General features: G+C 60.6%; 19 protein-coding genes and 1 riboswitch. Of the genes, 7 read left to right on the top strand and 12 right to left on the bottom strand.

All coding sequences use genetic code 11. The features are described 5' to 3' along the window. Window positions 1-14: 14 nt before the first annotated feature. The 6 genes from uca to ACMYUN_RS07925 form a co-directional block, all read right to left on the bottom strand. Window positions 15-3,662 carry an urea carboxylase gene (gene uca / locus ACMYUN_RS07950; RefSeq protein WP_415763410.1) on the bottom strand — a complete coding sequence of 1,216 codons (3,648 nt, stop codon included), beginning with the start codon at window positions 3,660-3,662 and terminating at the stop codon, window positions 15-17. Between the two features lie 283 nt (window positions 3,663-3,945). Continuing rightward, entirely contained in the window at window positions 3,946-4,587 is a 642-nt protein-coding gene (locus ACMYUN_RS07945; protein ID WP_016771291.1) for an urea amidolyase associated protein UAAP2, read from the bottom strand. Window positions 4,588-4,598: 11 nt separating this feature from the next. Continuing rightward, window positions 4,599-5,324: an urea amidolyase associated protein UAAP1 gene (locus tag ACMYUN_RS07940; protein WP_415763409.1), complete on the bottom strand. Its 726-nt coding sequence runs from the start codon at window positions 5,322-5,324 to the stop codon at window positions 4,599-4,601. Between the two features lie 13 nt (window positions 5,325-5,337). After that, a complete protein-coding gene (locus ACMYUN_RS07935; protein WP_039760871.1) occupies window positions 5,338-6,126 on the bottom strand; it encodes an ABC transporter ATP-binding protein in 789 nt (262 codons plus the stop codon). After that, window positions 6,123-6,938: an ABC transporter permease gene (locus ACMYUN_RS07930; RefSeq protein WP_415763408.1), complete on the bottom strand. Its 816-nt coding sequence runs from the start codon at window positions 6,936-6,938 to the stop codon at window positions 6,123-6,125. The genes ACMYUN_RS07935 and ACMYUN_RS07930 overlap by 4 nt, the downstream gene beginning before the upstream one ends. A gap of 18 nt (window positions 6,939-6,956) precedes the next feature. Next, window positions 6,957-8,024: a putative urea ABC transporter substrate-binding protein gene (locus tag ACMYUN_RS07925; RefSeq protein ID WP_415763407.1), complete on the bottom strand. Its 1,068-nt coding sequence runs from the start codon at window positions 8,022-8,024 to the stop codon at window positions 6,957-6,959. A 63-nt stretch (window positions 8,025-8,087) separates the two neighbouring features. Next, a riboswitch (guanidine-I (ykkC/yxkD leader) is annotated at window positions 8,088-8,188 on the bottom strand. 350 nt (window positions 8,189-8,538) lie between these two features. On the opposite strand from ACMYUN_RS07925, the gene ACMYUN_RS07920 reads away from it, so the two are divergent. The 4 genes from ACMYUN_RS07920 (at window position 8,539) to ACMYUN_RS07905 (ending at window position 16,774) form a co-directional block, all read left to right on the top strand. Next, window positions 8,539-8,943 (top strand): hypothetical protein, encoded by a 405-nt coding sequence (locus ACMYUN_RS07920; RefSeq protein WP_039760873.1) that lies wholly within the window; start codon window positions 8,539-8,541, stop codon window positions 8,941-8,943. A gap of 196 nt (window positions 8,944-9,139) precedes the next feature. Next, entirely contained in the window at window positions 9,140-10,384 is a 1,245-nt protein-coding gene (locus tag ACMYUN_RS07915; RefSeq protein ID WP_415763406.1) for a glycosyltransferase family 4 protein, read from the top strand. Between the two features lies 1 nt (window position 10,385). Continuing rightward, entirely contained in the window at window positions 10,386-11,240 is an 855-nt protein-coding gene (locus ACMYUN_RS07910; RefSeq protein WP_415763405.1) for a hypothetical protein, read from the top strand. A 2-nt stretch (window positions 11,241-11,242) separates the two neighbouring features. Continuing rightward, entirely contained in the window at window positions 11,243-16,774 is a 5,532-nt protein-coding gene (locus ACMYUN_RS07905) for a calcium-binding protein (RefSeq protein ID WP_415763404.1), read from the top strand. A 64-nt stretch (window positions 16,775-16,838) separates the two neighbouring features. Here ACMYUN_RS07905 and ACMYUN_RS07900 read toward each other — a convergent pair whose 3' ends face one another. Beyond that, window positions 16,839-17,951, bottom strand: a complete 1,113-nt coding sequence (locus ACMYUN_RS07900) for an enoyl-CoA hydratase/isomerase family protein (protein WP_415763403.1) — start codon at window positions 17,949-17,951, stop codon at window positions 16,839-16,841. A 132-nt stretch (window positions 17,952-18,083) separates the two neighbouring features. Between ACMYUN_RS07900 and ung the strand changes: the two genes are divergently transcribed. Next, the gene (gene ung / locus ACMYUN_RS07895) at window positions 18,084-18,779 is read left to right on the top strand and encodes a uracil-DNA glycosylase (RefSeq protein WP_415763402.1); all 696 of its coding nucleotides are present in this window, start codon (window positions 18,084-18,086) and stop codon (window positions 18,777-18,779) included. Between the two features lie 112 nt (window positions 18,780-18,891). On the opposite strand, the gene ACMYUN_RS07890 is transcribed toward ung, so the two are convergent. The 4 genes from ACMYUN_RS07890 to ACMYUN_RS07875 are packed head-to-tail and all read right to left on the bottom strand — an operon-like array spanning window position 18,892 to window position 22,929. Continuing rightward, window positions 18,892-19,929: an AbrB family transcriptional regulator gene (locus ACMYUN_RS07890; protein WP_415763401.1), complete on the bottom strand. Its 1,038-nt coding sequence runs from the start codon at window positions 19,927-19,929 to the stop codon at window positions 18,892-18,894. Next, window positions 19,922-21,436 (bottom strand): tripartite tricarboxylate transporter permease, encoded by a 1,515-nt coding sequence (locus ACMYUN_RS07885; protein WP_101158465.1) that lies wholly within the window; start codon window positions 21,434-21,436, stop codon window positions 19,922-19,924. Before ACMYUN_RS07885 ends, ACMYUN_RS07890 begins: the two co-directional genes overlap by 8 nt. 1 nt (window position 21,437) lies before the next feature. Next, complete coding sequence (locus ACMYUN_RS07880; protein WP_415763400.1) at window positions 21,438-21,896, bottom strand: tripartite tricarboxylate transporter TctB family protein; 459 nt, start codon at window positions 21,894-21,896, stop codon at window positions 21,438-21,440. A 55-nt stretch (window positions 21,897-21,951) separates the two neighbouring features. Beyond that, window positions 21,952-22,929 carry a Bug family tripartite tricarboxylate transporter substrate binding protein gene (locus ACMYUN_RS07875; protein ID WP_129998891.1) on the bottom strand — a complete coding sequence of 326 codons (978 nt, stop codon included), beginning with the start codon at window positions 22,927-22,929 and terminating at the stop codon, window positions 21,952-21,954. Between the two features lie 443 nt (window positions 22,930-23,372). Here ACMYUN_RS07875 and ACMYUN_RS07870 point away from each other — a divergent pair, with 443 nt between their 5' ends. Together ACMYUN_RS07870 and ACMYUN_RS07865 are read left to right on the top strand one after the other, a co-directional pair. Further along, window positions 23,373-24,044, top strand: a complete 672-nt coding sequence (locus ACMYUN_RS07870) for a response regulator (RefSeq protein ID WP_007898613.1) — start codon at window positions 23,373-23,375, stop codon at window positions 24,042-24,044. Further along, a complete protein-coding gene (locus ACMYUN_RS07865; protein ID WP_039760888.1) occupies window positions 24,037-25,422 on the top strand; it encodes a sensor histidine kinase in 1,386 nt (461 codons plus the stop codon). The genes ACMYUN_RS07870 and ACMYUN_RS07865 overlap by 8 nt, the downstream gene beginning before the upstream one ends. Window positions 25,423-25,568: 146 nt before the next feature. Here the strand turns inward: ACMYUN_RS07865 and ACMYUN_RS07860 are convergent, their stop codons facing one another. Continuing rightward, a complete protein-coding gene (locus tag ACMYUN_RS07860; RefSeq protein ID WP_039760890.1) occupies window positions 25,569-26,390 on the bottom strand; it encodes an HDOD domain-containing protein in 822 nt (273 codons plus the stop codon). Between the last annotated feature and the right edge of the window lie 33 nt (window positions 26,391-26,423).

Genomic DNA, 26,423 nt, shown 5'->3' with positions numbered 1-26,423 from the left:
TTTCAGAAATGGCTTCAGTCGAGTTCCAGCACCACCACCCGTTGTCCGGCGCGCACCGCCGAACCGGGTTGCACGCGGATCTCTCGCACCACGCCGGCCAGCGGCGCGAGCACCGGGATTTCCATCTTCATCGACTCGAGAATCACCAGCACATCGCCCGCCGCGACACGCTGGCCGGCCGCGACCTGCACCTGCCAGAGATTGCCGGCGATGTGGCTGTCGACGCTGTGTTCACCGTTTTGCAGTGGAGCTTCTTCGCTGGCGTCAGGCACGGCTTCTTCACTGTCGAAATGCGCCTGGCCGCTGGCGATCCAGCGCTCGCGTTCAGCCTTGAACGCGCCCTGTTGTTGCGCACGGAAAGCGCTGATGCCCTCGGCTTCCTGACTGAGAAATGCCTGATAGTCGGCGAGGTTGAGCTGGCTGTGTTCGATGTTCAGATCGAAGCGCCCCAGCGGGAAATCACGGCGAATGCGCAGCAGTTCTTCGGCGCTGACCGGGTAGAAGCGGATCTGATCGAAGAAGCGCAGCAGCCACGGTTTGCCATCGAACGCGGCGACTTCGCGATAGCGATTCCACATTTGTAGCGTGCGCCCGACAAACTGATAACCGCCCGGGCCTTCCATGCCGTACACGCACAGGTAGGCGCCGCCGATGCCCACCGAATTCTCGGCGGTCCAGGTGCGTGCCGGGTTGTACTTGGTGGTCACCAGACGATGGCGCGGATCGAGCGGCGTGGCCACCGGCGCGCCGAGGTAAACGTCGCCAAGGCCCATCACCAGATAGCTCGCATCGAACACCGTGCGCTGCACTTCGTCGAGATTCGGCAGGTCGTTGATGCGCCGGATGAATTCCAGATTGCTCGGGCACCACGGCGCGTCCTTGCGCACGGTGGTCATGTATTTCTCGATCGCCAACTGGCAGGCCGGGTCGTCCCACGACAGCGGCAAGTGCACGATGCGCGACGGCACTTGCAGATCTTTTGCGGCGCACACCGCGTCCCATTCGCCGACGATGATGCCGAGCAGATCGGCCAACGGCAGTTGCTCCGGCTGGTAGTGCACTTGCAGCGAGCGAATGCCCGGGGTGAGGTCGATCACGCCATGCAGGGCTTTGCTTTCCAGCGCCTGCATTAGCGCGTGGGCGCGAAAGCGCAGGACCAGATCAAGCTCCGGCGCGCCGATTTCCAGCAGTAGATGAGTGTCGCCAGAAACCCGTGCAACCAGTCGCTGATCGCCTTGACCCAACGCCAGCACCACAGGCGACACTAAACCCTGTGGGAGCGAGCCTGCTCGCGAAGAGGCCGTGTCAGTCAATATCGATTTGTCTGGGCCGACGCTTTCGCGAGCAGGCTCGCTCCCACAGGGTGCATCCCATTTCAGGGCGAGATCGCGGGCGGCCTTGAGGTCGACGGGAATGAACTGAATTTTATCACCCGCCTTGAGCTGCCCCAACTGCCACAGATCCGCCTCGATCACCGTCACCGGGCAGACAAACCCACCCAGGCTCGGGCCATCCGGGCCGAGGATCACCGGCATGTCGCCAGTGAAATCCACCGCACCAATCGCATACGGATTGTCATGGATGTTCGACGGATGCAGACCCGCTTCACCGCCATCCTCACGCACCCACTCAGGCTTCGGCCCGATCAGGCGCACGCCGGTGCGGCTGGAATTGAAGTGCACTTCCCACTGGGTTGCGAAGAACGTGGCAATGTAGTTTTCGCTGAAGTATTCCGGCGCGCCGTGGGGGCCGTAGATCACCCGGATCTGGCGCACGCTCGGCAGCGCAGTGATGTGCTGTTCGGCCAGTTGCTGGCCGGCGCTGCGCTCGGTCAATGCCGGCACATGCAAGACGTCACCGGCCCTCAACGCGCGACCGCCATGCCCGCCAAACTGGCCGAGAGTGAAGGTACTTTTGCTGCCCAGATAATCCGGCACCTGCAGGCCGCCGCGCAGACACAGATAACTGCGCGCGCCGGCGCCGCTGATGCTGCCCAGTTGCAATGTAGCGCCGGCCGGGATCAGCAGCGCGGTGTTCATCGGCACCGGTTCAGCGTCAAGCGTAAGGGCAATCGGCGCGCCAGTGACTGCGACCACGGCATCACAATTGAAACGCAGGATCGGCCCGCTCATGGTGATTTCCAGTGCGGCGGCGCCTTGTTCATTGCCGAGCAGACGATTGCCCAAACGCAGCGCTCGGCTATCCATCGGTCCCGAGGGCGGCACGCCGACGGCCCAGTAACCGAGGCGGCCGGGGTAGTCCTGCACGCTGGTCTGCGTGCCGGCGCTGAGCACTTCGAAGGTGTTGGCGTGATACAGCAGATTTTCCAGACAACGGGTCCACGGCTGACCGCTGGCGAATGGAGTATCGAGCAGAATCTGCCGCAGATAGTCGCGGTTGGTTTCCACGCCGTACAGCAGGCTATCGCCCAGTGCCTGATGCAATTGAGCGCGAGCCTGTTCGCGACTCGGCGCCCAAGCGATGAGCTTGGCAATCATCGGATCGAAATACGGCGGGATTTCCACACCGGCCTCGACCCAGGTGTCGATGCGCAACTCAACGCCGTTGGCAGGCGGAAACTGCACAGCGGTCAGCAGGCCCGGGCTCGGCTGGAAATCACGCCCCGGATCTTCCGCGTACAGACGTGCCTGAATTGCATGGCCCTGCGGTTCCAGACCTTGATACAACTCGCGCAGCGGTGGCAGATCACCGGCGGCCAGCTCGATCATCCAGCGCACCAGGTCCACATCCCACACTTGTTCAGTGACGCCGTGCTCGACCTGCAGCCGCGTGTTCACTTCAAGGAAATAAAAACGCTGAGCCTCGCTGTCGAAGACGAATTCGACGGTGCCGGCGCTGCGGTAATTCACCGCTCGCGCCAGTTTGATCGCCGCCGCGCACAGCTCATCGGCCATGCCTTCGGGCAGGCTCGGCGCCGGGGTTTCTTCGAGGACTTTCTGGTTGCGCCGCTGCACCGAGCAGTCGCGCACGCCGAGAGCGATGACTTCACCGCAGCCGTCGCCGAATACCTGCACTTCCAGATGCCGCGCGCGTTCGATGTACTTCTCGATGAACACCCCAGCGTCGCTGAAGTTGTTCTGGCCGAGGCGTTTCACCGCTTCGAATGATTCGCTCAATTCATTGGCGCTGCGGCACACGCGCATGCCGATGCCACCACCGCCAGCGGTGCTTTTCAGCATTACCGGGTAGCCGACCTGTTCGGCGGCGCTCAGCGCGCAATCGAGGCTGTCGAGCAGGTCGGTGCCTTCGAGCATGGGTACGCCGTGCTGTTTGGCCAATGCGCGAGCAGTGTGCTTGAGGCCGAACACCCGCAATTGCTCCGGCGTCGGTCCGATGAAGGCGATGCCCTGCGCTTCGCAGGCTTCGGCGAACGCTGCGTTCTCGGAGAGAAACCCGTAGCCGGGATGAATCGCCGTGGCGCCGGTTTGTTTGGCGATCTTGAGGATTTTGTCGACCGCCAGATAGGTCACGGACGCCGCGCCTTCGCCGAGGCTGTGCGCTTCAGCGGCCTGGGAGCTGTGCAGGCTGGCAGCATCGGCTTCGGAGTACACGGCGACGCCTTGGGCCTTCAGCACGTTGATCGTGCGCAGGATGCGACAGGCAATCGCGCCACGGTTGGCGATCAGGATTTTTTCGAACATGGCATAACCCCTGAAGGGGGAGCGGGCCGTCCCGCTGTTTTTCGACAGACATCCGGGCCGTCCCGGATGGAAAAAACACACTTCACTCCAACCCACCACAAACCCCCTGTGGGAGCTGGCTTGCCAGCGATGAGGTCGGCACATCCAACATTGTTGGTGACTGAAACACCGCAATCGCTGGCAAGCCAGCTCCCACAGGACTATCAGTGCCTTGAAGCTTTCAGACACTGCCCGGAACGCGCCTGGCACAGGGCAAAAAGCCAACGGCGTAAACGGCTCATGGTCAGTTCCATACCAGCAACTCCGCCGGGGTCGGGTTGTAGGCATTGCACGGGTTGTTCAACTGCGGACAGTTGGAAATCAGCACGATGACGTCCATCTCCGCGCGCAAATCAACGTACTTGCCCGGCGCCGAAATACCGTCCTCGAAGGTCAGCCCGCCATCCGCCGTTACTGGCACGTTCATGAAGAAATTGATGTTCGGCCCGATGTCGCTCTTGCTCAATCGGCCGTCGTGGGCGCAGGCGCGCAGGTAGTTGTCGCGGCAGCTGTGCATGTAGCGTTTTTCCAGGGCGTAGCGCACGGTGTTGCTCTCTTGCGCGCAGGCGCCGCCGAGGGTGTCGTGGCGCCCACAGGTGTCGGCAACGATGGTCAGCATCGGCTGGCCGAGGTTGGAATACAGCACGCTGCCGGTGCTCAGGTAGACGCTGTTCTGTCGGCGCAAGGTGCGTTGCACGTCGTAGCGTTCCTTCGGGTTGGCGAGGCTGTAGAACAAGGTGTCGACGGCCTGATTGCCTTCCAGATCGAGGATGCGCAGGGTCTGCCCGGCCTTGACTTCCATCAGCCAGGGCTCGCCGGCGGGAATGGTCGCGCGGTAGATCGCGCTGTCGGCTTGCTTGTGCGAAGTGGCGATTGCGAGTGACATGGCAGCGATCCTCAGGCGAACAAACGGTCGGTGTTGATGAAGCCGCGCTCGTTTTCCGGGCGCGAAGTGCGGCAATGTTCGGCGACGCTGGCGTCGGCGTTCATCCAGCTCAGCTTCAAGGGTTTCGGGGCGTATTCGGGGGACGGGTCCATCGGGTGTTGCAGGGCGGTGAGCACCACCAAAGTGTCCATCGGCGCGTATAACTCGATGTAGTCGCCGGCCTTCGAATTGCCCTCGATGAAGTGGAAATGCCCGGCCTCATCGACGTTCACGCGGCTGAACAGATTGAGGGTCATCAGCAGGTCGGACAGGCCCAGGCCCCACTTGCCGAGTTCCACCAGCAGGTTGTCGTTGCCGTTGCGAAAGAAGCCGTTGCGCAATTCCTGATAGCGGCCCTGGCCGTATTTTTCGGCGACCTCTTGCGCGCACAGCACGCCGCCGAGGCTGTCGCTCCAACCGCAGGTGTCGGCGCTGATCGCGGCGAGTACGCGGCCCATGTCCGAGTACAGGCAGTGGCCGGCGGTGAGCTTGGCGGTGTGTTGGCATTTGAGGCTGTCGGGCAGGTTCAGCCGCTCGGTTTTTTCATTGGCATTGAGCAAGGTCAGGCTGACATTGGCGCCGCCGCGCAGGTCGGTCAGACGCAGCAATTGGCCGCGCTTGAGCACGAACGAACGGTGGCCGCCGCCCGGCAGCAGTTCTTCAGCGAAGGGTGGGAAGAGTTGGATTGAATCAGTCATTGGAGCAGTCCTCTCAAGCAGTGCGAAGGGTGCCCGCCAGCGGTAGCGGCAGGGCCTCGACGGCGGCGCGCTGGGCGCGGCGGTCGCTGTTCAACGGGATGTCGTAGGTGATGCGGGCGCCATAGGCGCCGGGGGCGTGCGGGTCGAGGCGCACCTTGTCGAACACCAGCAGGCGCGTGCCGAGGCTGAAGCCTTCGGACAGGTCGTGGGTGACCATGAACACCGTCAGTTGCGTCTCGCGCCACAGCTCCAGCAGCAGCGCGTGCATGTCTTTGCGGATGCCCGGATCCAGCGCGCCGAAGGGCTCGTCGAGCAGCAACACGCGCGGCTTCATGATTAGCGCCTGAGCGATGGCCAAGCGTTGCTGCATGCCGCCGGACAGCTGTGCCGGGTACTTGTCCAGCGCATGGCCGAGGCCGACTTTTGTCAGCAGGGCTGCAGCCTGCTCGCGGGCCTCGCGTTTGGCGCTGCCAAACAGCCGGCCAAGCAAGGGCGCGCGCGGCAATTCGAGACCGAGGGCGACGTTGTCGAGCACGCTCAGGTGCGGGAACACCGAGTAGCGTTGGAAGACCACGCCACGGCTGGCATCCGGCTCGCTGGCCAAGGGCTGGCCGTCGAGCAGAATCTCCCCGCGACTGGCGCTTTCCTGGCCGAGCAGCAGGCGCAGGAAGGTCGATTTGCCGCAACCGGAGGCGCCGACCAAGGTGCAGAACTCGCCTTCGTTGACGCTCAGGTTCAAGCCTTCCAGCACCACTTGATCGGCGTACTGCTGCCAGACGTTTTTTACTGTGATGAAGCTCATTTCGCCGCTCCCTCGTACCAAGGGAAAGCGCGCTGGGTCAGCTGTTTCAAGCCCCAGTCCATCAGCCAGGCGAGCAGGGTGATCCACACCACGTAGGGCAGGATCACATCCATCGCCAGGTAGCGCCGCACCAGAAAGATCCGGTAGCCGAGGCCATCGGTGGAGGCGATCGCTTCGGCGGCAATCAGGAACAGCCACGCCGAACCGAGCATCAAGCGCAGCGAGATCAGCAAGCGCGGCAACAGCTGCGGCAAGACCACGCGCAGCATCAGCGTCCAGGTCGAGGCACCGAGGGTCTGCGCCTTGATCAGCAGTTCGACCGGAATGTCGCGGGCACGCTGTTCCAGATCCCGGGCCAGCGCCGGGGTGATGCCGATGACGATCAGCATGACTTTCGACAACTCGCCCAGGCCGAAGACGATGAACAGAATCGGCAGGATCGCCAGCGGCGGCACCATCGACAGCACCGTCAGCAACGGCGACAACGGCGCGCCGAACAGCGGCAGGGTGCCCGCCGCAATACCGAGGCAAAGACCCGCCAGCGCCGCGATGCCGAGGCCGATGACCAAACGGCGCAGACTCGACGCAGTGTCTTGCCACAGCAGGTATTCACCGGTGCGGCTGTCGGCGTTGAAGGCCAGGCGTTTTACCGCGTCGCTCATCTGCACGGCGCTGGGCAGCAGTTTGTCGTTGGGGTTGTCCGCCAGGCGCTCGGCCGAGCCTGTGAAGTAGGCGAACAGGACAAGCGCGAACGGCAGGATCACCAGCAACAGGCGACTCGGGCGATCGGGGTGGCGATTGATCAGGCGCATGGCCAAATCCTCTGTGGCTTACAGCTTGGCGTCGGCGGCCATCTGCACGTAGGTCGGATCGAAACGCAGCTTGAGATTGGCGGTGTCGCCGCTGGTCACGCCGTTGGCGAAAGACATGCCGACCGCGCTCGGGTCCTTCGCGCCTTCGCCGAGCAGGCCGTGCTCGAAGGAGAACTCAGCGACCTTGCGCATGGTGTCCGGCAGTTGTTTGCTGGTGGCGAAATTCAGCGCTTCGCTCGGCGTGGCGAACAGCTTTGTGGTGTCCAGTTGCGCCTGGAAGCCTGCGAGATCGGTGCCAGAGGCCTTGGCCATGTGTTCCAGTGCGGCTTTGCTCGCGGCATTTTTCGCGTTCATCAAAGCGACCACTTCGAACCACGCCCCGGTCAGCGCTTTGCCCAGTGCCGGGTTGTCTTTGAGCGTGGCGCTGTTGACCACCATCATGTCCATGATCTCGCCCGGAATCTGGCTGGAATTGAACACTTCGGTGACGCCGGGTTTGGCCTTGATATCCGAGAGCATCGGGTTCCAGGTGGTCACGGCGTTGACTTCGTCGGTGTTGAACGCGGCGGCAATGTCGGCGTCGGAGGTGTTGACCACTTTCAGGTCTTTCTCGGTCAGGTCCACCGAGTCCAGCGCGCGAGCCAGCAGGTAATGCGAGACCGACAGCTCGACCAGATTGACGTCCATGCCTTTCAGATCGGCGACTTTTTTACCTTCGCCTTTGAGCACGATGCCGTCGTTGCCATTGGAGAAATCGCTGACGATCAACGCGGTGCTGTCAACGCCGCCGGCAGCGGGAATGGTCAGCGCATCCATGTTGGTCATGGTGCAGCCGTCGAACTGGCCGGCGGTGTACTGGTTGATCGATTCGACGTAGTCGTTGAGCTGCACGACGTCGATCTTGATCCCGTATTTCTTCGCCCATTTGTCGACGATGCCCTGGCTGCCGGCGTATTCCCATGGCATCCAGCCGGCGTAGATCGTCCAGCACACGCTGAAGTGGTCTTTCTGGGCAGCGGAAGATTGCGTGCTGATGAGCGCGGCGAAGGCGGCGGCGAGCAGGGCGGGGAAACGTAGTCGGATCATTGCGGATTCTCCAGTTGATCGAGGGCGGACAGGAAGGCAACGCGGCACCGCGAACGGTGGCTTGTCTCCCGGGCTTTTGTCCCGCCGTGTAACCTCAACTGGAGGTCGCCAACTCTCGGACCAGCCACTCGCGCTTGCGAGCCGGAACCCTAGTCAGCCATTGCAAATTGTGGTGCCGCGAACCTGTGATGACTCCTGCACAGGTTTGCTAAAGCGAGAGACGTGCCAAGTCGCGCCGAGGCCTCTGCGGCGGGGATCTGCTGGATTGCCGAGGGAAGCTGGGGGAGCTATAGCGCATCGTGGTGGTGCGCGGTTGCACCGTCATGCAGCGCGTTTACGCTTCACGGGTCGCTGATTTTGCGGATAAACAAGATTTCATAATCACTTGTTTCAACTTGTTGCAGGAACGCACCAGATTCTGAAACCGCTGTCTGATTCTTCGACAGTCACGCAATTGCTGACGGTCGCCTGCCAGCGTCGCTGGTGTGGCCAACCCGCGGTCCAGGAGGCCGCCATGTATCGCCGAATCGTACTGCTTGCCGTGATGCTTTTTTCCCTTGGCGGATGCGTTCCTTATTCCTATGGAGACAGCTACTACAGGTCAGAGGTCTACACATCACCCGCACCGGCCTATTACAGCGGTGGCGGCTCCTATTACCGCAGCGGCGGCACTTATTACACTCAGCCGCGCTACTACCAGCCAGCGCCGCGGTACTACCAGCAACCGCGTTATTACCAGGCGCCGCGGCACTATCAACCGGCCCCGCGTTATTACGAAAGCCGTCGCTGGCACGGCAACGATCGCGGACGCTGGGACGGCCACCGTCGCGGCGGTTGGGACAATGACCACCGGGGCCGCGGCAACTATGATCGTCACAGCGGTCGCCGTGACTACAACGGCCGTGGCAACCGCTGGTAAATCACCGCAACGAACAAGCGGCGCATCAAGCGCCGCTTTTTTTTGCCTGTCGAAAACGTGTTCCGTGGGCCGTCTCCCAAGGCAATCCCGGAAGCGTCCTACAGTTTCATTTCGTGGTGTTTGTTAGCGTTCGTGGATGCCGAACGAGGCGAGCAATCCTCAGCTCGATAGCGGCGAAAAATGGACGTTCAGCGCTATGAAGCTACTGGTTATTCATCAAAATTTTCCCGGTCAGTTCCGTCATGTGGTGCTGGCAGCACTGGACCGCGGTGATGAGGTCGTGGCGATAGGCCGGGACACGGCACCGGGCGTCGACGGTGTGAACACCCATCGCTATCGAGCGACCAGCCGAGCGCCCGGCAATATTCACCCCTATCTGATCCGATACGAACAAGCGGTAATTGATGGGCAGAAGGTCTTCGAAATTCTGAGCAGGCTGAAGCGTTCGGGTTATCAGCCAGATGTCATTCTTGCTCATCCCGGATGGGGAGAAACGCTGTTCGCCAAGGACGTCTATCCCGATACGCCGCTGATTCACTATTGCGAGTATTACTATCGAGCGCAGGGCGCCGATTGCGGGTTCGACCCTGAATTCCGCCGAGCCACAACGGAGTCGTCACGGCTGCGAGTGCTCAACTCGCTGCATCTGTTGAATCTTGAACACTGTGATGCCGCGATTGCGCCTACGCAGTGGCAGCGCAGCCTGTTTCCGGCTGCTTACCAGTCGGCAATCCGGGTAGTTCACGAAGGTGTGATTCAACGTTCTGACCTGGCGAAAGTCGCGGCAGTCAGATTGCCCAATGGAATCGAGCTCAAAGCCGGACAGCCGATCGTCACCTATGTCGCCAGAAACCTCGAGCCTTATCGCGGCTTTCACAGTTTCATGCGAGCGATCCCGCTTATTCAGGCAGAGTGCCCCGATGCGCAGATCATCGTGGTTGGCGGTGATGGTGTCAGTTACGGGAGTAAGCCGGTCGGGTATCCGGATTGGCGCAGCAGGATGGAGGCAGAGGTCAGTTTCGATCACTCCAGCGTGCATTTCACAGGGAAACTTCCTTACCAGACTTACCGCGCGGTTCTCGCATGTTCCAAAGTCCATGTTTATTTGACGTATCCGTTTGTCTTGTCGTGGTCGTTACTGGAGGCGATGGCGTCCGGTTGTGTGGTTGTTGCGTCGGATACGGCTCCGGTAAGGGAAGTCATTGTCGATGGGGCTAATGGCATGTTGGTGGATTTCTTCGACCATCAAGGAATTGCCAGCAGTGTAAGCAAGGTTTTGCAGTCGGCAGGTGAGTACGATGGTCTTGCCAGCGCCGCGAAGTTGACGGCAGGTCGGTTCAGTGTGGAATCGGGCGTGAGCCAATACTTTGAGGTTTTTGCAAACGCGATATCCGGACATAACGACATACCAACCGTTCCGCAGTTTGAGCGGGAGGTTTGAAATGTCCAGGAAGTCGCGTAAGCAGGCGATCAGGTGGTTTAAAAGGTTATTGAAGTATGGATTGTTCTTTTATGTCTGTTATTGCGTAGCGGAATTTTATATTCGCAAAGAACAATCCGCGGCGTCGGCGGCTATTCACCAGGCAGACGAGAAAGCTTGTCAGAAAAAACTGGCGAGCATGCAGCAAGTGCCGATATTAGGCGGCGCCTATATAGATAAGACGCTAGTCCCTGAGTTTTACGTTGGCATGCCGGAGATGGTGAACAAGAAAGCGTGTCTGGCCATTGCTCTGAAGGGGCTTTTCTGGTGGACCGGGACGGGACTGCACCGGCACCAGAATCAGCGCCCGGAACCGATCCCCGAAAGCTGGCGGCTCTATAAATTGAATGCCGGGCTTTTTACTAGAAAAGAAACTACCGAGCCCCATGAGCGGGGTTATCGGCACGTCAACTGGCCGGATGAGTTGATTGTGAAACTAAAGAATTATCCGGGGCTGGAAGTTTGGCTGAATGCTCCGCCACCGCATTTCAAGAATGTGTCATCCGTACGAAATTTTGTCATTGCAGGTTGGCCGCGGCGAGACGGAACCCCTCGGCTGATCAAGTGTGACGGCTTGATTCGCCCGGCTTCCGAAGAGCAACTGACTGACAAAAAGCTGGCAAGTTTTGGTAGGGCTGAATTGGAGAATCTGGATTTCGGCAAATTAAATTTCTTCTGCACGATCAATCTGGATAACTTCGACTTCGCTGGAGGGCACGGTAGTGTAGGACTTGGTCTGTCGTCATTACGCGAAGCACCTGAGATGCTCAAGTATCTCAGTGATTATCTTTCACGCTCTGTTATTACAAGGAAGTAACAATGAGTTATGTTTTTAACGATATGGAAAAATCGGAAATTTTCAATGCGGCAAATAGTTGCAAAGGCATGACGTTAAATTCTGAGGGTGTGGAGTACATTGCACTGGAATTAGCAGGGGCGAGCTGCGCTCCTCTGTATCAAAAGCTGTTCGATATTATTGGCGAAAAAGTTTCTGAGGTTTTCGCTGTCGATAAAGAGGCTGGAGAGGTGCTGAAAAGCGCCAGACTCTGGCTAGCCGTGGCCATTGATGCCAACGGTGGAAACGGTGCCTACTCTGCCCTGATTCGTGGTTACACCTCACGCCAGGGTGAACTCAGACTGAATAGAATATTCAGTGAAGACCTGATGCAGCTTTCATCCAACCAGGTTGCCGTCAACTTCATCAATACCCTGATCAACGGATCCCTTGCCGGTCAACTGGCGCCATGGACGGTTCCGTCAATCAGCCAGATCGCTGAAATCGACGCCAGCGCGATTGGCGAGGCGCTGTTCAAGGAGGTTTGCGGGGAGGACGATACCGCCGTGAAACGCAATGCCGGCTGGTCTGGAACAGTCGGATTCAGCCTGCTGGGCGGTAAACCTCCCTATGAAACGTGGAGACTGATCTCTGCGGGCGACCCGGATGCGGAGGATGACGGCCCACCTACTCAGGCAAAGCCCAACCGGCTCGACGACTATAAAAACATTCTCTTCGCCATCGACGCCTACAGCGTCGGCCTGCGAGCGGCCATCAATAATTTCGGCATCAATCCACTGCAAAGTCTGCTTTCAGTGGTGCCGGAGCAAATCAATATCGCGCTGGCCAGTGGCAGTGTGAATCCGCTGATTCAGCATGTAGTGAAAGGCACGCCTGTTGCCGCCGTGGTCGAGCTGATCTTGCGCTACGGCCAGAACGAATTTTTCGACATGTTCAAGCGCACTTACGACGGCGATTCTGCTGCCACACCCACCACCAACGAAACCTTCGCCAGCAACGCTTACGCATTCTTTTCGGCATTTTCCCCAGAGCAGTCGCAAAGCATCGTCACCCGGACAATAGGCGAGTTCGGCAATGCCAATGCATGGGCGAAACTGGCAGGCGAGGCGACGCCGCTCGGTCTGGCGTTGCGCAACTCTTTGCAGCAACTCAGTGAAGTCGTCATAGAACGAGCCGACGCTTATCCCGACCGCAACCTTGAACTTTACGATCCGCACACTGGCGAAGGCGTCATCACCGCGCCGTGGCTGGCGGATCGAGCGCAAATGCTGGCGCGGTTGATTGCCCGAACCCAGGGCTCGTTTGGCGAACACTCGCTGCAGCAGTTTTCCTACTCCGATCTCGCCTCAGGCAAACAGGCGCCGATGACCACCGGTGTGTTGAACCCGCTGGCCCTGTTCGGTGACGACGGTGGGCGATCTTTCGCCGGTGGCGCCAATGCCGATCATCTGTATGGCGGCGAGGGCAATGACTCCATCGATGGGATGGCCGGCCACGATGTCATTGAAGGCGGTCGCGGTAACGACTCGCTTACCGGAGGTGACGGCAATGATGGGTTGTACGGAATGGCCGGTGACGATGTTCTGATCGGAGGAAAGGGTAACGACTCCCTGATCGGAGGCGAGGGCAGTGACCGCTATGAGTTTTCCAGCGGCGATGGCCTCGACGAGATTCTTGAGGCCAACGCCGATGGGCAGCTGTGGATCAACGGCGCACCGATTCCCGCACTCAAACGCCGCGCGCCTCTGAGCAATATCTGGTCTACCGAGGATCGGTCCATCACCCTGACGCTTGTTGAAAACACCCTCAACATCAAATACGGCGAGGGCGATCTGGTGGTGATCAAAAACTTCCAGGCCGGGATGCTTGGCATCCGCCTCCCTGAATATGAGGGGCAGCCGCTCACTGCTGCGGATTTGACGCTTCAGGGCGACTGGAAAGCCAAAGACGCCGATCCCACCGTCCCTGGCGATCAGCCCTCCTTTGATGAGATGGGCAACGCGGTGCTGCTGCCCAAGGTCAAACACCGCAACAAGGCCGACGTACTTTACGGCTCCGCCGCAGACGACGTCATTCTCGGCTTGGGCGGCTCCGATCGATTGTTCGGCAAGGCTGGAGACGATCGATTATTCGGCGACAAGCAGACGACAATCGAAAAGGCCATGGCCGACGGTGACGCCAAGGGCAAGGCGAATCGCGGTGACTGGCTCGACGGCGGGCAAGGTGACGATTTGCTTATCGGTACGGCATCGCGAGACGTTCTGCTCGGTGGCAATGACCGGGATACCCTGATCGGCGGTGCTGGCGATGATGTGTTATCCGGGGACGAAACCACCGGTGCGCTGGAACAAGGTTGGGCGGTCAAGCGCGCTGCCGTCACGATTGCTCGCGGTGTGACCAGTCACCGAGCGGTCTATTCAAAGGCCTCGATAAACAGCGCGCCCGAGGGCGCTGACGACGTGCTGTACGGGCAGGGCGGCAAGGATATTATCAACGGCGGCTGGGGTGAGGACCTGCTTGACGGCGGAGCTGACGACGATTTTCTCAAAGGCGATCAAGGTAACGACACCCTGGCCGGTGGCAGCGGCAACGACGTAATGCTCGGCGACAACCTCGATTGGGGCGGTGGTCTACCCAGCAAACACCATGGCAACGATATGCTGGACGGCGGCAGTGGTGATGATTCACTCGGCGGTAACGGTGGCAGCGACGCTTTGTATGGCGGCCCTGGCAACGACATCTTGCAGGGTGATGACGGCGTACTGGACGGCGTCGAAGGCGATGCCGCGCATTTTTTTGGCGATGATCTGCTGGACGGTGGCCCCGGCGATGACAAGCTCTGGGGCGGCGGTGGCGATGATTTGCTCTTCGGCGGCGAAGGCAATGATGATCTGATTGGCGATAGCCCCGAGCATCCGGTTCGTTATCAGGGTAACGACTTTCTTGATGGCGGTGCGGGGGATGACACCCTGCGAGGCATGGGCGGCGCGGATACGCTGCTGGGTGGGGCGGGAGCTGATTTCCTCGATGGTGACGTGTCTGACCTGCAGCCGGGCGGCATCAATGATGATTTGCTTCAGGGCGGTGAAGGAAACGATACGTTACAGGGTGGTTTCGGTGCGGACACGCTGTACGGCGGCGCGGGTGACGACATCCTGGCCGGCGATTACGAAAACAGCGCTGAGGCCGAGCACAACGCCGATTATCTGGACGGTGGTTCAGGCAACGACACGCTGCTCGGAGGCGCTGGCAACGACACCTTGCTGGGCGGGGAAGGGACGGACTACCTGCGCGGCGATTCTGGCGATAACGTGTTTGATGGCGGTCCCGGTCACGACGTGTTGGACGGGCTGGAGGGTGCTGACATCTACTATTTCGGCACTGGCGACGGGCTGGATGTTGTCAACGACTCGGGTGGCCGCAACGTTGTCAGGTTCGGCGCAGGTTTCTCCGCGCAAAGTCTGAAAGCCGACGTTATCGAAGCTGCCGTCGGTACGGTGTTGCGACTGGCCAATGGCACGGGCGATGCGATACACATCAAGAATCACCAGATGTGGAAGGATTCCACATTCAGTTTCAGCGACGGCGTGGCACTTGATTACACAGATGTCCTGCGCAAAACATTGCCGCCGATAGAGGTGCCCGAATCACCCGTATCGGAAGTTGTAGCCGCCACAGGAACCCAGGAAGGCAAAGTTGAGGATCCGGTTAAGCCAGACGATGTAACCGCTGCGGCGCAAGCCCCGGTGGCATCTGTTCAAACGGTCAACTGGACCGATCAATTCCTCGCGCAACTCAAGTCAAAACGCTCTGCCCGCAAACTCGCCACAGGTTTTACCTTGAACGATCAAGGCGTCTGGGTTCGCAGTCATATCTCCACCAGCGCCACCGGCTACACCACTCACGCCGAACTGAACGATGACAGCATCGGGGCCGGGGCACTGTCTGAAACGCCGCCATGGATGAAGGCTGATGCCGGGCAAGCCGTGATCAGTGAGAGGCAGTCGAACACCACAACCCGTGTCGAACATAAACCGGTGAAAGCCGAGGGAGCAATGCCTTCCTCAAGCCAGGCACCTCGCTATTATCGATCCGGCTCGGCCAACGGGTTTTCATTCAATACCGGCGATGTATTGGTTGAAGACCGACAGCAATCCGGCGCGCTTGAGGGCTGGTACGTCTATCCGGCGGCAAGCTTCAGTTCGGGCGCAACAGTGCCCAAGGCGTTTCGCTGGGATGTCACGACTGAAAAGATCAAACGCAAAATCGTCCATGGCAACGATGCCGGCGGGCGAGTCAACGTCGAAGTGGAAAACGTTTTCCACGGCGGCGCGGGAGACGATCTGATCGTCGCTTATGCAGGCTCCCCACTTGACTACGGCACTGTCGGCGACAGAGCACCGGGCGCGTTTTTATCCGCCGGGGCAGGTGACGATACCTTGCTGGGCTCCGAGGGCGCCGACTATCTGCTCAGCGGCTCGGGTGATGACTGGCTCTACGGCGAAGACGGCGCCGACACCTACATCGTGCAAGCGCATGCCGGAGCGACAACCACGATTGCGGACGTGCTCAACCCTGTTTTCCACCGAGCAGAAGTTGGCGTAGCGGGGTGGAAAGACGAGTACGGTTCGATTGATCAGGACACGGTCGTCCTTCCCGCAGGCGCGCAGCGCGATGCACTGCAATTGAGCTGGGGTGCTGCGCTGATAGAAACCACCCATGTCGAGCTGGAGCCCAACTTGAGTCGCGGGGCTTACCGCAACCCGCCGAGAGCGAAAATGCTTCATTCGACACTCGATATCCAATGGGGCGGGACGCAAAAAGTCCGCATCGTCTTGCCCCACAACGGTGAACTTGAGGGCGCCGGTATTGAGCTCGTAAAGTTCGCCGATGGGTCGGTCGCAAGTTTGAAGCAGCTACTGGAATCGAGTCAGCTGGGACCTGCGCCCGAGATTTTTCATGCGGGCGTCATCGTCAACAATCCCACCCGTTCAACTTCCTTGCGAGACGGACGAGCACTTCCATTAGTCGGCGGTCGTGGCAATGACACGATAACCGGGGCGGGAGAGATCCGAGGTATGCAGGGGGATGATGTGCTCACGGGCAGCCCCGGTGATGATCTGCTGCTGGGTGGGCCGGGTGATGACACGCTGGCGGGCGGCGCTGGAAATGATATCTACCGATACGATGGCCTCGGCCGAGACGTGATCATCAACAACGGAGGCGGCCTGGACGGGATCGATTTTTCCGAGCGCAGGCTGACGATCGACAACCTGAAGTTTCACCGTGAGCGCGATGATCTGGTGATCGTGGTGGATTACGGCATGGCGCCGAAAATCCGGGTTTCCAGTCATTTTGCCGCTGGTGAAAGCGCTATTGGCTTCATAAGAGTCAGCGAAGGAACAGCGACTCAGGACTACAGCGCGACGCAAATTGCCGAACGTCTGCACCCGCTTCCGCCACTGAGGGATGTCGAGGATATTTTGATAAAGGGCGACGATGAAGCGCAGCGGGCGATGAAGGAAATCATTGAGTTCTACGAGCTGAATGTCTGACAAGACGACCGATTGAGCCGGCCCGCGATGGCAATCCAGTCGCCATCGCGGGCCTCGCGTCACCTCAATACTGGGTCAGATCGGCCAACGGATGCCGCCCCTCCCAAACCTTGTGAAAATGCGCCTCGACCACCGCATCCGGCACGTTATTGATATCCGGCCAATGCCAGTGTGGCTTCTGATCCTTGTCGATCAACCGCGCGCGCACGCCTTCGCTGAATTCCGGGTGGCGACAGCAATTGAGGCTCAGGGTGTATTCCATCTGGAATACTTCGGCCAGCGACATGTGCCGCGCGCGGCTGATCTGTTCCCAGACCAGATGCGCGGTCAGCGGCGAGCCCTCGGCCATGGTTTTCGCCGCGCGGGCGAACAACGGATCGCTGCTGTCGCGGTGCAGGCTGATGGCTTTCCACGCACAGGTGACGTCGCTGACGTCGAGCAGTTCGTCGATCTGCTGGCGACGCGGCAGCCACTGCGCTTCGGGCATTTGCTCAAGAGCCTCCTGCTGCAGCGCCTTGAGCAGACTGTTGAGCTGCATCGCGGTCTGTTCCTGCCAGTTCAATTGCAACAAGCCTTCGATCAATTGCGGTTGCTGTTCGTCGAGCAGGAAACGGTCGGCCAAGTCCAGATCCAGCGCATCACGGCCGTTGATATGCGCGCCGGTCAGGCCGAGAAACAAGCCGAGCTTGCCCGGCAACCGAGCAAGAAACCAGCTGGCGCCAACGTCCGGATACAGACCTATGGTGATTTCCGGCATCGCCAGACGGCTGCTCGGCGTGACGATCCGCGTGCTCGCGCCTTGCAACAGGCCCATACCGCCGCCCAGCACGTAACCGTGCCCCCAGCAGATCAGCGGTTTCGGATAGGTATGCAGGCTGTAATCGAGGCGATATTCCGCGCTGAAAAATTGCGCGGCCAGCGGCGGGACTTCGCCGGGGTGAGCACGGCAGGCTTCGACCAGGCTGCGCACTTCGCCACCGGCGCAGAAGGCTTTGGCGCCGTTGCCGCGCAGCAGCACGCAGACGACTTGCGGGTCATTGGCCCAGGCGTTCAATTTGTCGCTGAGGGCGTTGATCATCGGCAGGGACAGGGCATTCAGCGATTTTTCGGCATCCAGGCTGGCGATGCCGATGCGGGCGCCGTCGGTGCCGGTAAGTTCTTCGAAGTGCAGATTCATCGTGACCTCGATCGGGAATTTGAGCGATCAGTATGATCGCTATGGGGGAAAGTGCCGGATCTGCGTCAGATCAATTGACAAGCGTGGTCGGCTTTCCTAGGGTTCGCCCCATTGTTTTTGCCGGAAATGACCATGACTGCTGACGACCGTATCAAACTCGAACCGAGCTGGAAGGAGGCACTGCGTGCTGAGTTCGACCAGCCGTACATGGCAGAGTTGCGCAACTTTCTGCAGCAGGAGCGGGCAGCCGGCAAGGAGATATATCCGCCGGGACCGATGATTTTCAACGCTTTGAACTCCACGCCGCTGGACCAGGTGAAAGTGGTGATCCTCGGCCAGGATCCGTATCACGGCCCGGGCCAGGCCCACGGTCTGTGCTTTTCGGTGCAACCGGGCGTGCCGGCGCCGCCGTCGCTGGTCAACATCTATAAAGAGCTGAAGCGCGACCTCAATATCGACATTCCCAACCACGGCTACCTGCAGAGCTGGGCCGAACAGGGTGTGCTGCTGCTCAACACCACCATGACCGTCGAGCGCGCCAACGCCAACGCGCACAAGGACAAGGGCTGGCAACACTTCACCGACCGCATCATTGAAGTGGTCAGCGAAAAGCAGCCGCATCTGGTATTCATGCTTTGGGGCGCCCATGCGCAGAGCAAGCAGAAGCTGATCGACGCGACCAAGCATCTGGTGCTGACCTCGGTGCATCCATCGCCGTTGTCGGCCTATCGCGGATTTTTGGGTTGTGGTCACTTCAGCCGGACCAACAAGTTTCTCGAACAGAATGGCGAGATGCCGATCGATTGGCGCTTGCCACCTCTCGCCTGAGATCATTCCCACGCGCAGCAAAGGAATGCAGCCCGGGACGCTCTGCGTCCCAAAGCGGACGCGGAGCGTCCATTGAGGCATTCCCACGCAGAGCGTGGGAACGATCAGTTAGTCAGGACTCTGGAATACGATTCCAGTACCTGAACAACGGCTCCGCCAGAAACAGCACAAACAACAGCCGCATCACCTGCATCGCCGTTACCAGTGGCACCGACAATTGCAGGGTCTCCGCCGTCAAACTCATCTCGGCAATCCCGCCGGGCATCATCCCAAGGGTCAGCGAACGCAAATCCAGATGGGTCAGCGCACTCAAGCCCAACGCGGCCAGTGACGCGATCAACATGGTCAGTGCCGTGCCGATCAAAGTCCGGCCCATGAAGGATGGGGCGTGGCGGAAGAACTGGCGATTGAAGTGACAGCCCAGACCGCTGCCGATCAGCCATTGGCCGATCTGACTGCCGCCATTGGGCAAACCGATGTGCAAATCCCACGTAATGCTCACCGCCGCACTGACCAGCAACGGCCCGAACAGCCATGGATTGGGTTGGCGCAAACGCTGCCAGAGCCAGGCGAGCAGGGCGCCCGCTGGGAAAAGAATCGCCAGCCAGCGCCAATCGACGCTGCCGGCGTGAGAAATCGGCGTGCCGTCACCGAGCAGATACTTGAACGCCGCCGGCACGCACAACACCACCACCAGTACCCGCAGACTCTGCCCGGCCGCAACATGGCTGAGCCGGGCGCCATTGCGCGCGCCGAGGTTGACCATCTCCCCGGAACCACCGGGCATGCTCGAGAAAAATGCCGTGGCACGGTCCTCGCCGGTGCGGCGCATCAGCCACACGCCGAATACCGCCGACAGGCTGGTGACCAGCGCACCGAAGAAGATCAAACCGAAATGACTGAGCACCTGTTCCATCACCAGCGGGGTGAAGTGCAGGCCGATACCGATGCCGACGATCCACTGTCCGCACTTGCGCCCGCCAAGGATTTCCGCCAGTTGCCACGGGGTCAGGCAGCGCACGAGGATGATCGCCAGCAACGAGCCGACCATCCACGGTAGCGGCCAGCCGATCTGGCTGGCGATGAAACCGCCAAGCAGACCGACCAGCGGGGTGCCCCACCAGGCTTTCAGGGAAGCGCGATCAGACATCGGCGATGGCGCGCCGCGCAGCCGAACGCTTGCGCCAGATGCGAATCAGCGGCATCAGCAGCATGATCGCGGTGAGGATCCAGCAACCGAAGGTGATCGGGCTCGACCAGAGAATCTCCAGCGCACCGTTGGAGATCGACAGGGCGCGACGCAGGTTCTGCTCCATCAGGCCACCAAGGATAAAGCCCAGCAGCAGCGGCGACAGCGGGAAATCCAGCTTGCGCAGGATGTAACCGAAGATGCCGATACCGATCATCAGGAACAGATCGAAGGTGGTCGCGTGCACCGCGTAAACGCCGATTCCGGTGATGATCGCGATGATCGGCACCAGCGCCCAGTTCGGCACGGCGAGGATGCGGGTGAATACGCGGATCATCGGGATGTTGAGGATCACCAGCATGACGTTGGCGATGAACAACGACGCGATCAGGCCCCAGACGATGTCGGGCTGCTGTTGGAACAGCAGTGGACCCGGAGTGATGTTGTACAGCGACAGCGCGCCGATCATCACCGCCGTGGTGCCCGAACCCGGAACGCCGAGGGTCAGCATCGGAACGAGAGCGCCGCACGCCGCGCCGCCGATCGCGGTTTCCGGCGCGGCCAGACCACGGGGATCGCCCTCACCGAATTTGCCGCTGGTGCCGGCGATACGCTTCTCGGTCATGTAGGCCACGGCACTGGCGAGCGTTGCGCCGGCACCGGGCAGGACGCCCATGATGAAACCGAGCACACCGCAGCGGACGTTGACGACGAACACCGACGCCGCTTCCTTGAAGTTGAACATCATCCGGCCGGTGGCTTTTACCGCTTCCTGGCCGTGGTGGGTTTTTTCCAGCAGCAGGAGGATTTCGCTGATGGAAAACAGACCCAGCACCAGCACGACGAACTGGATGCCGTCGGTCAGGTGAATGTTGTCGCCGGTGAAACGGTACACGCCGCTGTTGGCGTCGATGCCGACGGTGGAAAGGAACAGACCGATCAGTGCCGCAATAAAGGTCTTCAACGGTCGATCACCGGCCATGCCGCCGAGACAGACAATCGCGAACACCATCAACACGAAGTATTCCGCCGGTCCGAAGGCAATCGCCCATTTCGCCAGCAGCGGCGCAAACAGCACCATGCCGCAAGTGGCGATGAATGCGCCGATGAACGAACTCCACGCCGACAGCGACAGTGCCACACCGGCCATACCTTTACGGGCCATCGGATAGCCGTCGAGGGTGGTCATTACAGTTGAGGCTTCGCCCGGAATGTTCAGCAGGATCGAACTGATCCGGCCGCCGTATTCGCAGCCCAGATACACCGCCGCGAGCAGAATCAGCGCCGACTCCGGCGGCAGGCCGAGGGCGAACGCGATCGGGATCAGCAGCGCCACGCCGTTGATCGGACCGAGGCCCGGCAACAGGCCGACGACGGTGCCGATCAGGGTGCCGCACAGTGCGGTCACCAGGTTGTACGGGCTCAGCGCGACGCCGAAGCCCTGACCCAAATAGCCAAGGGTATCCATATCAGTTCTCCAGGACGCTGAGCAGGCCGAGGGGCAGCGGAACATCCATCAAGCGATCGAACAGCAGATAGAGACCAACCGCCATCAGGCTGATGATCACCACGCTCGGCAGCCAGCGGCCGCCGTAGAGACGCGCCATCGGTACGCCGGTAAGAATGCTGGCCACGATGAAACCAAGGGGTTCGAAGGTGCCAGCGAACACCAGCAACAGCGCCACGCAGATAGCAATCTTGGTCAGGGTTTCGCGGTCCAGCGGCGGCTCGTCTTCACTGTGTTTGATCGGTGCCGGACGAAACACCATGTACAGCAGCGCCAGGCCCATCAGGCCGAGCATCAGCAGCGGGAAGGCGCGCGGGCCGACCGGTTCGTAGGAAAAGGCCGCTTGGTACGGCCACGCCATCAGTGCCAGGCCGGCACACACCAGCAGCAACACCGAGGCGAAAATGCGTTGAATTAGCATGGGAGCTCCTGGGCTGCGTCCCCGCGTAGGAGACGCAGCCACTAGACAGAGACGATCACTGGATCAGGCCGAACTCTTTGGCCAGCACTTTGTAGTCGGCGACCTGCTTCTTCACGTAGGTGTCCAGTTCCGGGCCGGTCATGGCGAACGGGAACAGCTCACGCTGATCGCGCAGCTTGGCGAACTCGTCGGAAGCCAGCAGTTTGTCGAACGCGTCTTTCCACCAGGCGTAGTCTTCGTCGCTGACTTTCGGCCCGAGGTAGAAGCCCCGCACCACTGGCCAGACGATGTCGTAGCCTTGCTCGCGAGCGGTCGGGATGTCTTTCATTTCCGGCTCGTCGAGACGCTTGTCGGCGAACACCGCGAGCAGACGCATGTCACCGCTCTGGATGTGCGGCATGGAGTCGGAGATGTCGGTACTGCCGACCTGGATGTGACCACCGAGCAGGGCCGTGGCGATTTCACCGCCGCCTTCGAGTGCCACGTAACGCAGCTCGCGCGGGTTGATCCCGGCAGCCTTGGCGATCAGTGCGGTTTGCATCCAGTCCTGACTGCCGACGGTGCCGCCGGAGCCGATGACTACCGAGCCTGGATCTTTCTTCAGGGCTTGAACGAGATCGTCCAGAGTCTTGTAGGGCGAATCGCTTTTCACTGCGATGGCGCCGTAGCTGGTGCCAACCGCCGCGAGCCAGCGCACGTTGGTTTCATCAAAGCGACCGAACTTGCCCTGCGCCAGGTTCAACAGCGAACCGCTCGACCATGCGACCAGCGTGCCGGCATCCGCCGGACGTTGCGCGACCACCGCGTTGTACGCCACCGCGCCGACACCGCCGGGCATGTAGGTGACGCGCATCGGCTTGCTCAGCAGCTTCTGGTTGACCAGGGCGCTCTGCACCAGTTTGCAGGTCAGGTCGAAACCGCCGCCGGGGGAGGCAGGAGCGATGCATTCCGGGCGTTTCGGCTCGGCCATGAGTTGGCCGGCGAACAGCATCGCGCCAGCGGCGAGAGCGACTTTACGCAGTGATACGTTCATTTGAGTCTCCAGAGGAGTTGTTGTTATGGATGGACTGAATGATCAACGGGCAACGCTAAAGCTTAGCGGCAGGCGCAGTTTTCTCGCGGCGGGAGCGCAAGCATTGAAACAACGGAGGGGAAACAGGACCGCGGTGAGAAACCGACAGTGCAATTCTGGAATCGAGCAAGGCGAGCAGGCATTACAGCCTTGGTGCGCATGGAAGGCATGCTGGGGTACTCCGTTATTGTTCTTATGGGTCGAAAACGCTTCATGGCGTTTTTCGTTGCGCTGTGTGGCAGCAGCGCGACAGTCGAAACTGTCCGTGAGCCGACTCTAACCGGCTAACCTTTCAGCAACCTTTCAGTTGTCTTTCACGGTTTTCGGGCTTCACAGCGGCGGTTGCGGCTGTAAACTCCGCGGCAAAGCGCGGCGTCGGCCAACCCTGAACGAGGTACAAATCCATGCGTGTCCTGCTCGTCGAAGACCATTTGCAACTGGCCGAAAGCGTGGCTCAGGCGCTCAAGAGCACCGGTCTGACGGTGGACGTGTTGCACGATGGCGTGGCCGCCGACCTGGCATTGAGCAGTGAGGAATACGCCGTGGCGATCCTCGATGTCGGCCTGCCGCGCATGGACGGTTTCGAGGTGCTCGCGCGGCTGCGCGCTCGCGGCAAGAACCTGCCAGTGTTGATGCTGACCGCGCGCAGCGATGTGAAAGATCGCGTGCATGGCCTCAACCTTGGCGCTGACGATTACCTGGCCAAACCGTTCGAACTCACCGAGCTGGAGGCACGGGTCAAAGCCCTGTTGCGCCGCAGTGTCCTCGGCGGCGAGCGTCAGCAGCGCTGTGGCGTACTGGCTTACGACCTCGATACGCGTCGCTTCACCCTCGGCGAAGAACTGCTGACCCTGACCTCGCGCGAGCAAGCCGTCCTCGAAGCATTGATTGCGCGGCCGGGGCGAGTGATGAGCAAAGAACAACTGGCCGCGCAGGTGTTCGGCCTCGACGAAGAAGCCAGCCCCGACGCCATCGAAATCTACGTGCACCGCTTGCGCAAGAAACTCGACGGCCAGCCCGTGGCTATCGTGACCTTCCGTGGCCTCGGCTATCTGCTGGAAAGCCGCGATGCATAAGCCCAGCAGCCTGCGCTGGCGCTTGCTGTGGAACCTGGGATGGTTGTTGGTGGTGCTGATGCTCGCCAGTGGCTTGAGTGCTTACTGGAACGGTCGCGAAGCTGCCGACACCGCCTATGACCGCACGCTGCTGGCCTCGGCACGGACTATTGCGGCGGGATTGTCGCAGCGCGATGGCAGCCTCAGCGCCGACGTGCCTTATGTGGCGCTGGATACCTTCGCCTATGACAGCGCCGGGCGCATCTATTACCAGGTCAACGACATTCACCAGAAGCTGATTTCCGGCTACGAAAATCTGCCCGGACCGCCGCCCGGCACGCCACGCACCGACAGCTATCCGGCGCTGGCACGTTTTTATAACGCGAAGTACAACGGCCAGAACGTACGCGTGGTCAGCCTGCTCAAAGCCGTGAGCGAGCCGAACATGAACGGCATGGCGGAAATCCGCGTGGCCGAAACCGACGAAGCGCGGGTCAGCATGGCGCGCAGTCTGGCGGCGGATACTTTGCTACGTCTGGGCATGCTGGCCGTGGGCGCGTTGTTGCTGGTGTGGTTCGCGGTGAGTGCGGCGCTGCGCCCGCTGGAACGCTTGCGCACCGCAGTGGAAGAGCGCCAGCCCGACGACTTGCGGCCACTGCCGCTGGTGGAAGTGCAGCATGAACTCGGGCCATTGGTGCGCGCGCTCAACCATTTCACCGAGCGCCTGCGCGGCCAGTTCGAACGGCAGGCGCAGTTCATCGCCGATGCCGCTCACGAATTGCGCACACCGCTGGCGGCACTGAAGGCGCGGCTGGAACTGGGCCTGCGCTCGAACGAGCCGGAAACCTGGCGCACCACCCTCGAATCGTCGGCACAAAGCACCGATCGCCTGACGCACCTGGCCAATCAGCTGCTGTCGCTGGCCCGCGTCGAAAACGGTGCACGGGCGATTGCCGAGGGCGGCGCGCAGTTGCTCGATCTGAGTCAGTTGGCCCGTGAACTGGGCATGGCCATGGCGCCGTTGGCGCACAAGCGTGGCGTAGCGTTGGCATTGGAGGCGGACGAGCCAGTGTGGTTGCGTGGCGAACCGACCCTGCTCAATGAACTGCTGAGCAATCTGGTCGACAACGCGCTGGCGCATACGCCGCCGGGCGGCAATGTGATTTTGCGGGTCACGGCGCCGGCGGTGCTTGAGGTTGAGGACGACGGGCCGGGGATTCCGCTGCACGAGCGTGATCGGGTGTTCGAGCGATTTTACCGGCGTAATCAGCAGGTCGCCGGTTCAGGCCTGGGACTGGCGATTGTCGGCGAGATCTGCCGTGCGCATCTGGCGCAGATTACCCTGCATGATGGCGAGCAGGCGGGGTTGAAGGTGCGGGTCAGCTTTATTGCCGGGTAGTACTTTTGTGGCAAGGGGATTTTCCCCGGGTAGTAATCTTGTGGCGAGGGGATTTATCCCCGCTCGGCTGCGCAGCAGTCGCGGTTCGGATCGCAGAGTCTAGGGTCGCTTCGCAACCCAACGGGGATAAATCCCCTCACCACAGGTCAGTAGAACATCGACCGCGATTCTTCCAGATCCGCGCAAAATTGCTTGTTCTCCGGATCAATCCCCAGTTTTCTGAACGCCGGCACACTCAGCGGATCAATCCGCGCAAAGGGATGGTCGGTGCCCTTGCGGCAATACAGATTCGCCACTTGCACCACGTCCACGTAATCGATGCGGGCCGAGTCGCGTTCGAAATCCTCATAGAGCAACGGCAGTTGCACCAGACGCTCGGGAAACTCCCAGACCCGCAGCAACTTCTCGCCCAGCACTGGATGAATCTGCTCGATCACATGGGTCAGGCTGACCGCATCCGAGAGCAACTCGTTGTGGTCTTCGGCGTAAGTCAGAATCGGCAACACGCCAATCTGATGCACCAACCCGCCGAGTGCTGCTTGATCAGGCTTGAGCTGGGTATGACGACGGCAAAGTGCATAGCTGACGCCGGCGATCTCCAGACTGCTGCGCCAGACTTCGCGCATTTTCTGCTCAACCACTTCGGAGCGGGCGTTGAAGATCTGCTCCATGACCAATCCGATCGCCAGGTTGCTGCTGTAGTTGATGCCCAAACGGGTAATGGCGGTGTGCAGGTCGGTGACTTCCTGCGCGGCGCGCAGCAGCGGACTGTTGACCACTTTGATCAGGCGCGCCGACAGCGCGGCGTCGCGGCCGATGACTTTGCTCAGATCGCTGACGCTGATTTCCGGATCCTCGGCGGCCTTGCGAATTTGCAGGGCCACTTCCGGCAACGTTGGCAGAACCAGGTCATCGTTATCGATGGCCGCAACCAAATCCTGTTGGACCTTTTCCGCCAGTTCGCTCATTTGGACTCTCTAGGGTCTTGCAACAATGCTGCG

This window comes from Pseudomonas sp. CP4 (assembly GCF_047758505.1).
GTDB classification, from domain to species: Bacteria; Pseudomonadota; Gammaproteobacteria; order Pseudomonadales; family Pseudomonadaceae; genus Aquipseudomonas; species Aquipseudomonas fluorescens_AO.
Note: the sequence above shows the minus strand (reverse complement) of the source record. Positions and strands in the feature narration are given on the sequence as shown.

Coding starts and splice junctions, on each gene's coding strand:
- uca (WP_415763410.1), bottom strand. CDS start 3,662: ATGTTCGAAAAAATCCTGATCGCCAACCGTGGCGCGATTGCCTGTCGC.
- ACMYUN_RS07945 (WP_016771291.1), bottom strand. CDS start 4,587: ATGTCACTCGCAATCGCCACTTCGCACAAGCAAGCCGACAGCGCGATC.
- ACMYUN_RS07940 (WP_415763409.1), bottom strand. CDS start 5,324: ATGACTGATTCAATCCAACTCTTCCCACCCTTCGCTGAAGAACTGCTG.
- ACMYUN_RS07935 (WP_039760871.1), bottom strand. CDS start 6,126: ATGAGCTTCATCACAGTAAAAAACGTCTGGCAGCAGTACGCCGATCAA.
- ACMYUN_RS07930 (WP_415763408.1), bottom strand. CDS start 6,938: ATGCGCCTGATCAATCGCCACCCCGATCGCCCGAGTCGCCTGTTGCTG.
- ACMYUN_RS07925 (WP_415763407.1), bottom strand. CDS start 8,024: ATGATCCGACTACGTTTCCCCGCCCTGCTCGCCGCCGCCTTCGCCGCG.
- ACMYUN_RS07920 (WP_039760873.1), top strand. CDS start 8,539: ATGTATCGCCGAATCGTACTGCTTGCCGTGATGCTTTTTTCCCTTGGC.
- ACMYUN_RS07915 (WP_415763406.1), top strand. CDS start 9,140: ATGAAGCTACTGGTTATTCATCAAAATTTTCCCGGTCAGTTCCGTCAT.
- ACMYUN_RS07910 (WP_415763405.1), top strand. CDS start 10,386: ATGTCCAGGAAGTCGCGTAAGCAGGCGATCAGGTGGTTTAAAAGGTTA.
- ACMYUN_RS07905 (WP_415763404.1), top strand. CDS start 11,243: ATGAGTTATGTTTTTAACGATATGGAAAAATCGGAAATTTTCAATGCG.
- ACMYUN_RS07900 (WP_415763403.1), bottom strand. CDS start 17,951: ATGAATCTGCACTTCGAAGAACTTACCGGCACCGACGGCGCCCGCATC.
- ung (WP_415763402.1), top strand. CDS start 18,084: ATGACTGCTGACGACCGTATCAAACTCGAACCGAGCTGGAAGGAGGCA.
- ACMYUN_RS07890 (WP_415763401.1), bottom strand. CDS start 19,929: ATGTCTGATCGCGCTTCCCTGAAAGCCTGGTGGGGCACCCCGCTGGTC.
- ACMYUN_RS07885 (WP_101158465.1), bottom strand. CDS start 21,436: ATGGATACCCTTGGCTATTTGGGTCAGGGCTTCGGCGTCGCGCTGAGC.
- ACMYUN_RS07880 (WP_415763400.1), bottom strand. CDS start 21,896: ATGCTAATTCAACGCATTTTCGCCTCGGTGTTGCTGCTGGTGTGTGCC.
- ACMYUN_RS07875 (WP_129998891.1), bottom strand. CDS start 22,929: ATGAACGTATCACTGCGTAAAGTCGCTCTCGCCGCTGGCGCGATGCTG.
- ACMYUN_RS07870 (WP_007898613.1), top strand. CDS start 23,373: ATGCGTGTCCTGCTCGTCGAAGACCATTTGCAACTGGCCGAAAGCGTG.
- ACMYUN_RS07865 (WP_039760888.1), top strand. CDS start 24,037: ATGCATAAGCCCAGCAGCCTGCGCTGGCGCTTGCTGTGGAACCTGGGA.
- ACMYUN_RS07860 (WP_039760890.1), bottom strand. CDS start 26,390: ATGAGCGAACTGGCGGAAAAGGTCCAACAGGATTTGGTTGCGGCCATC.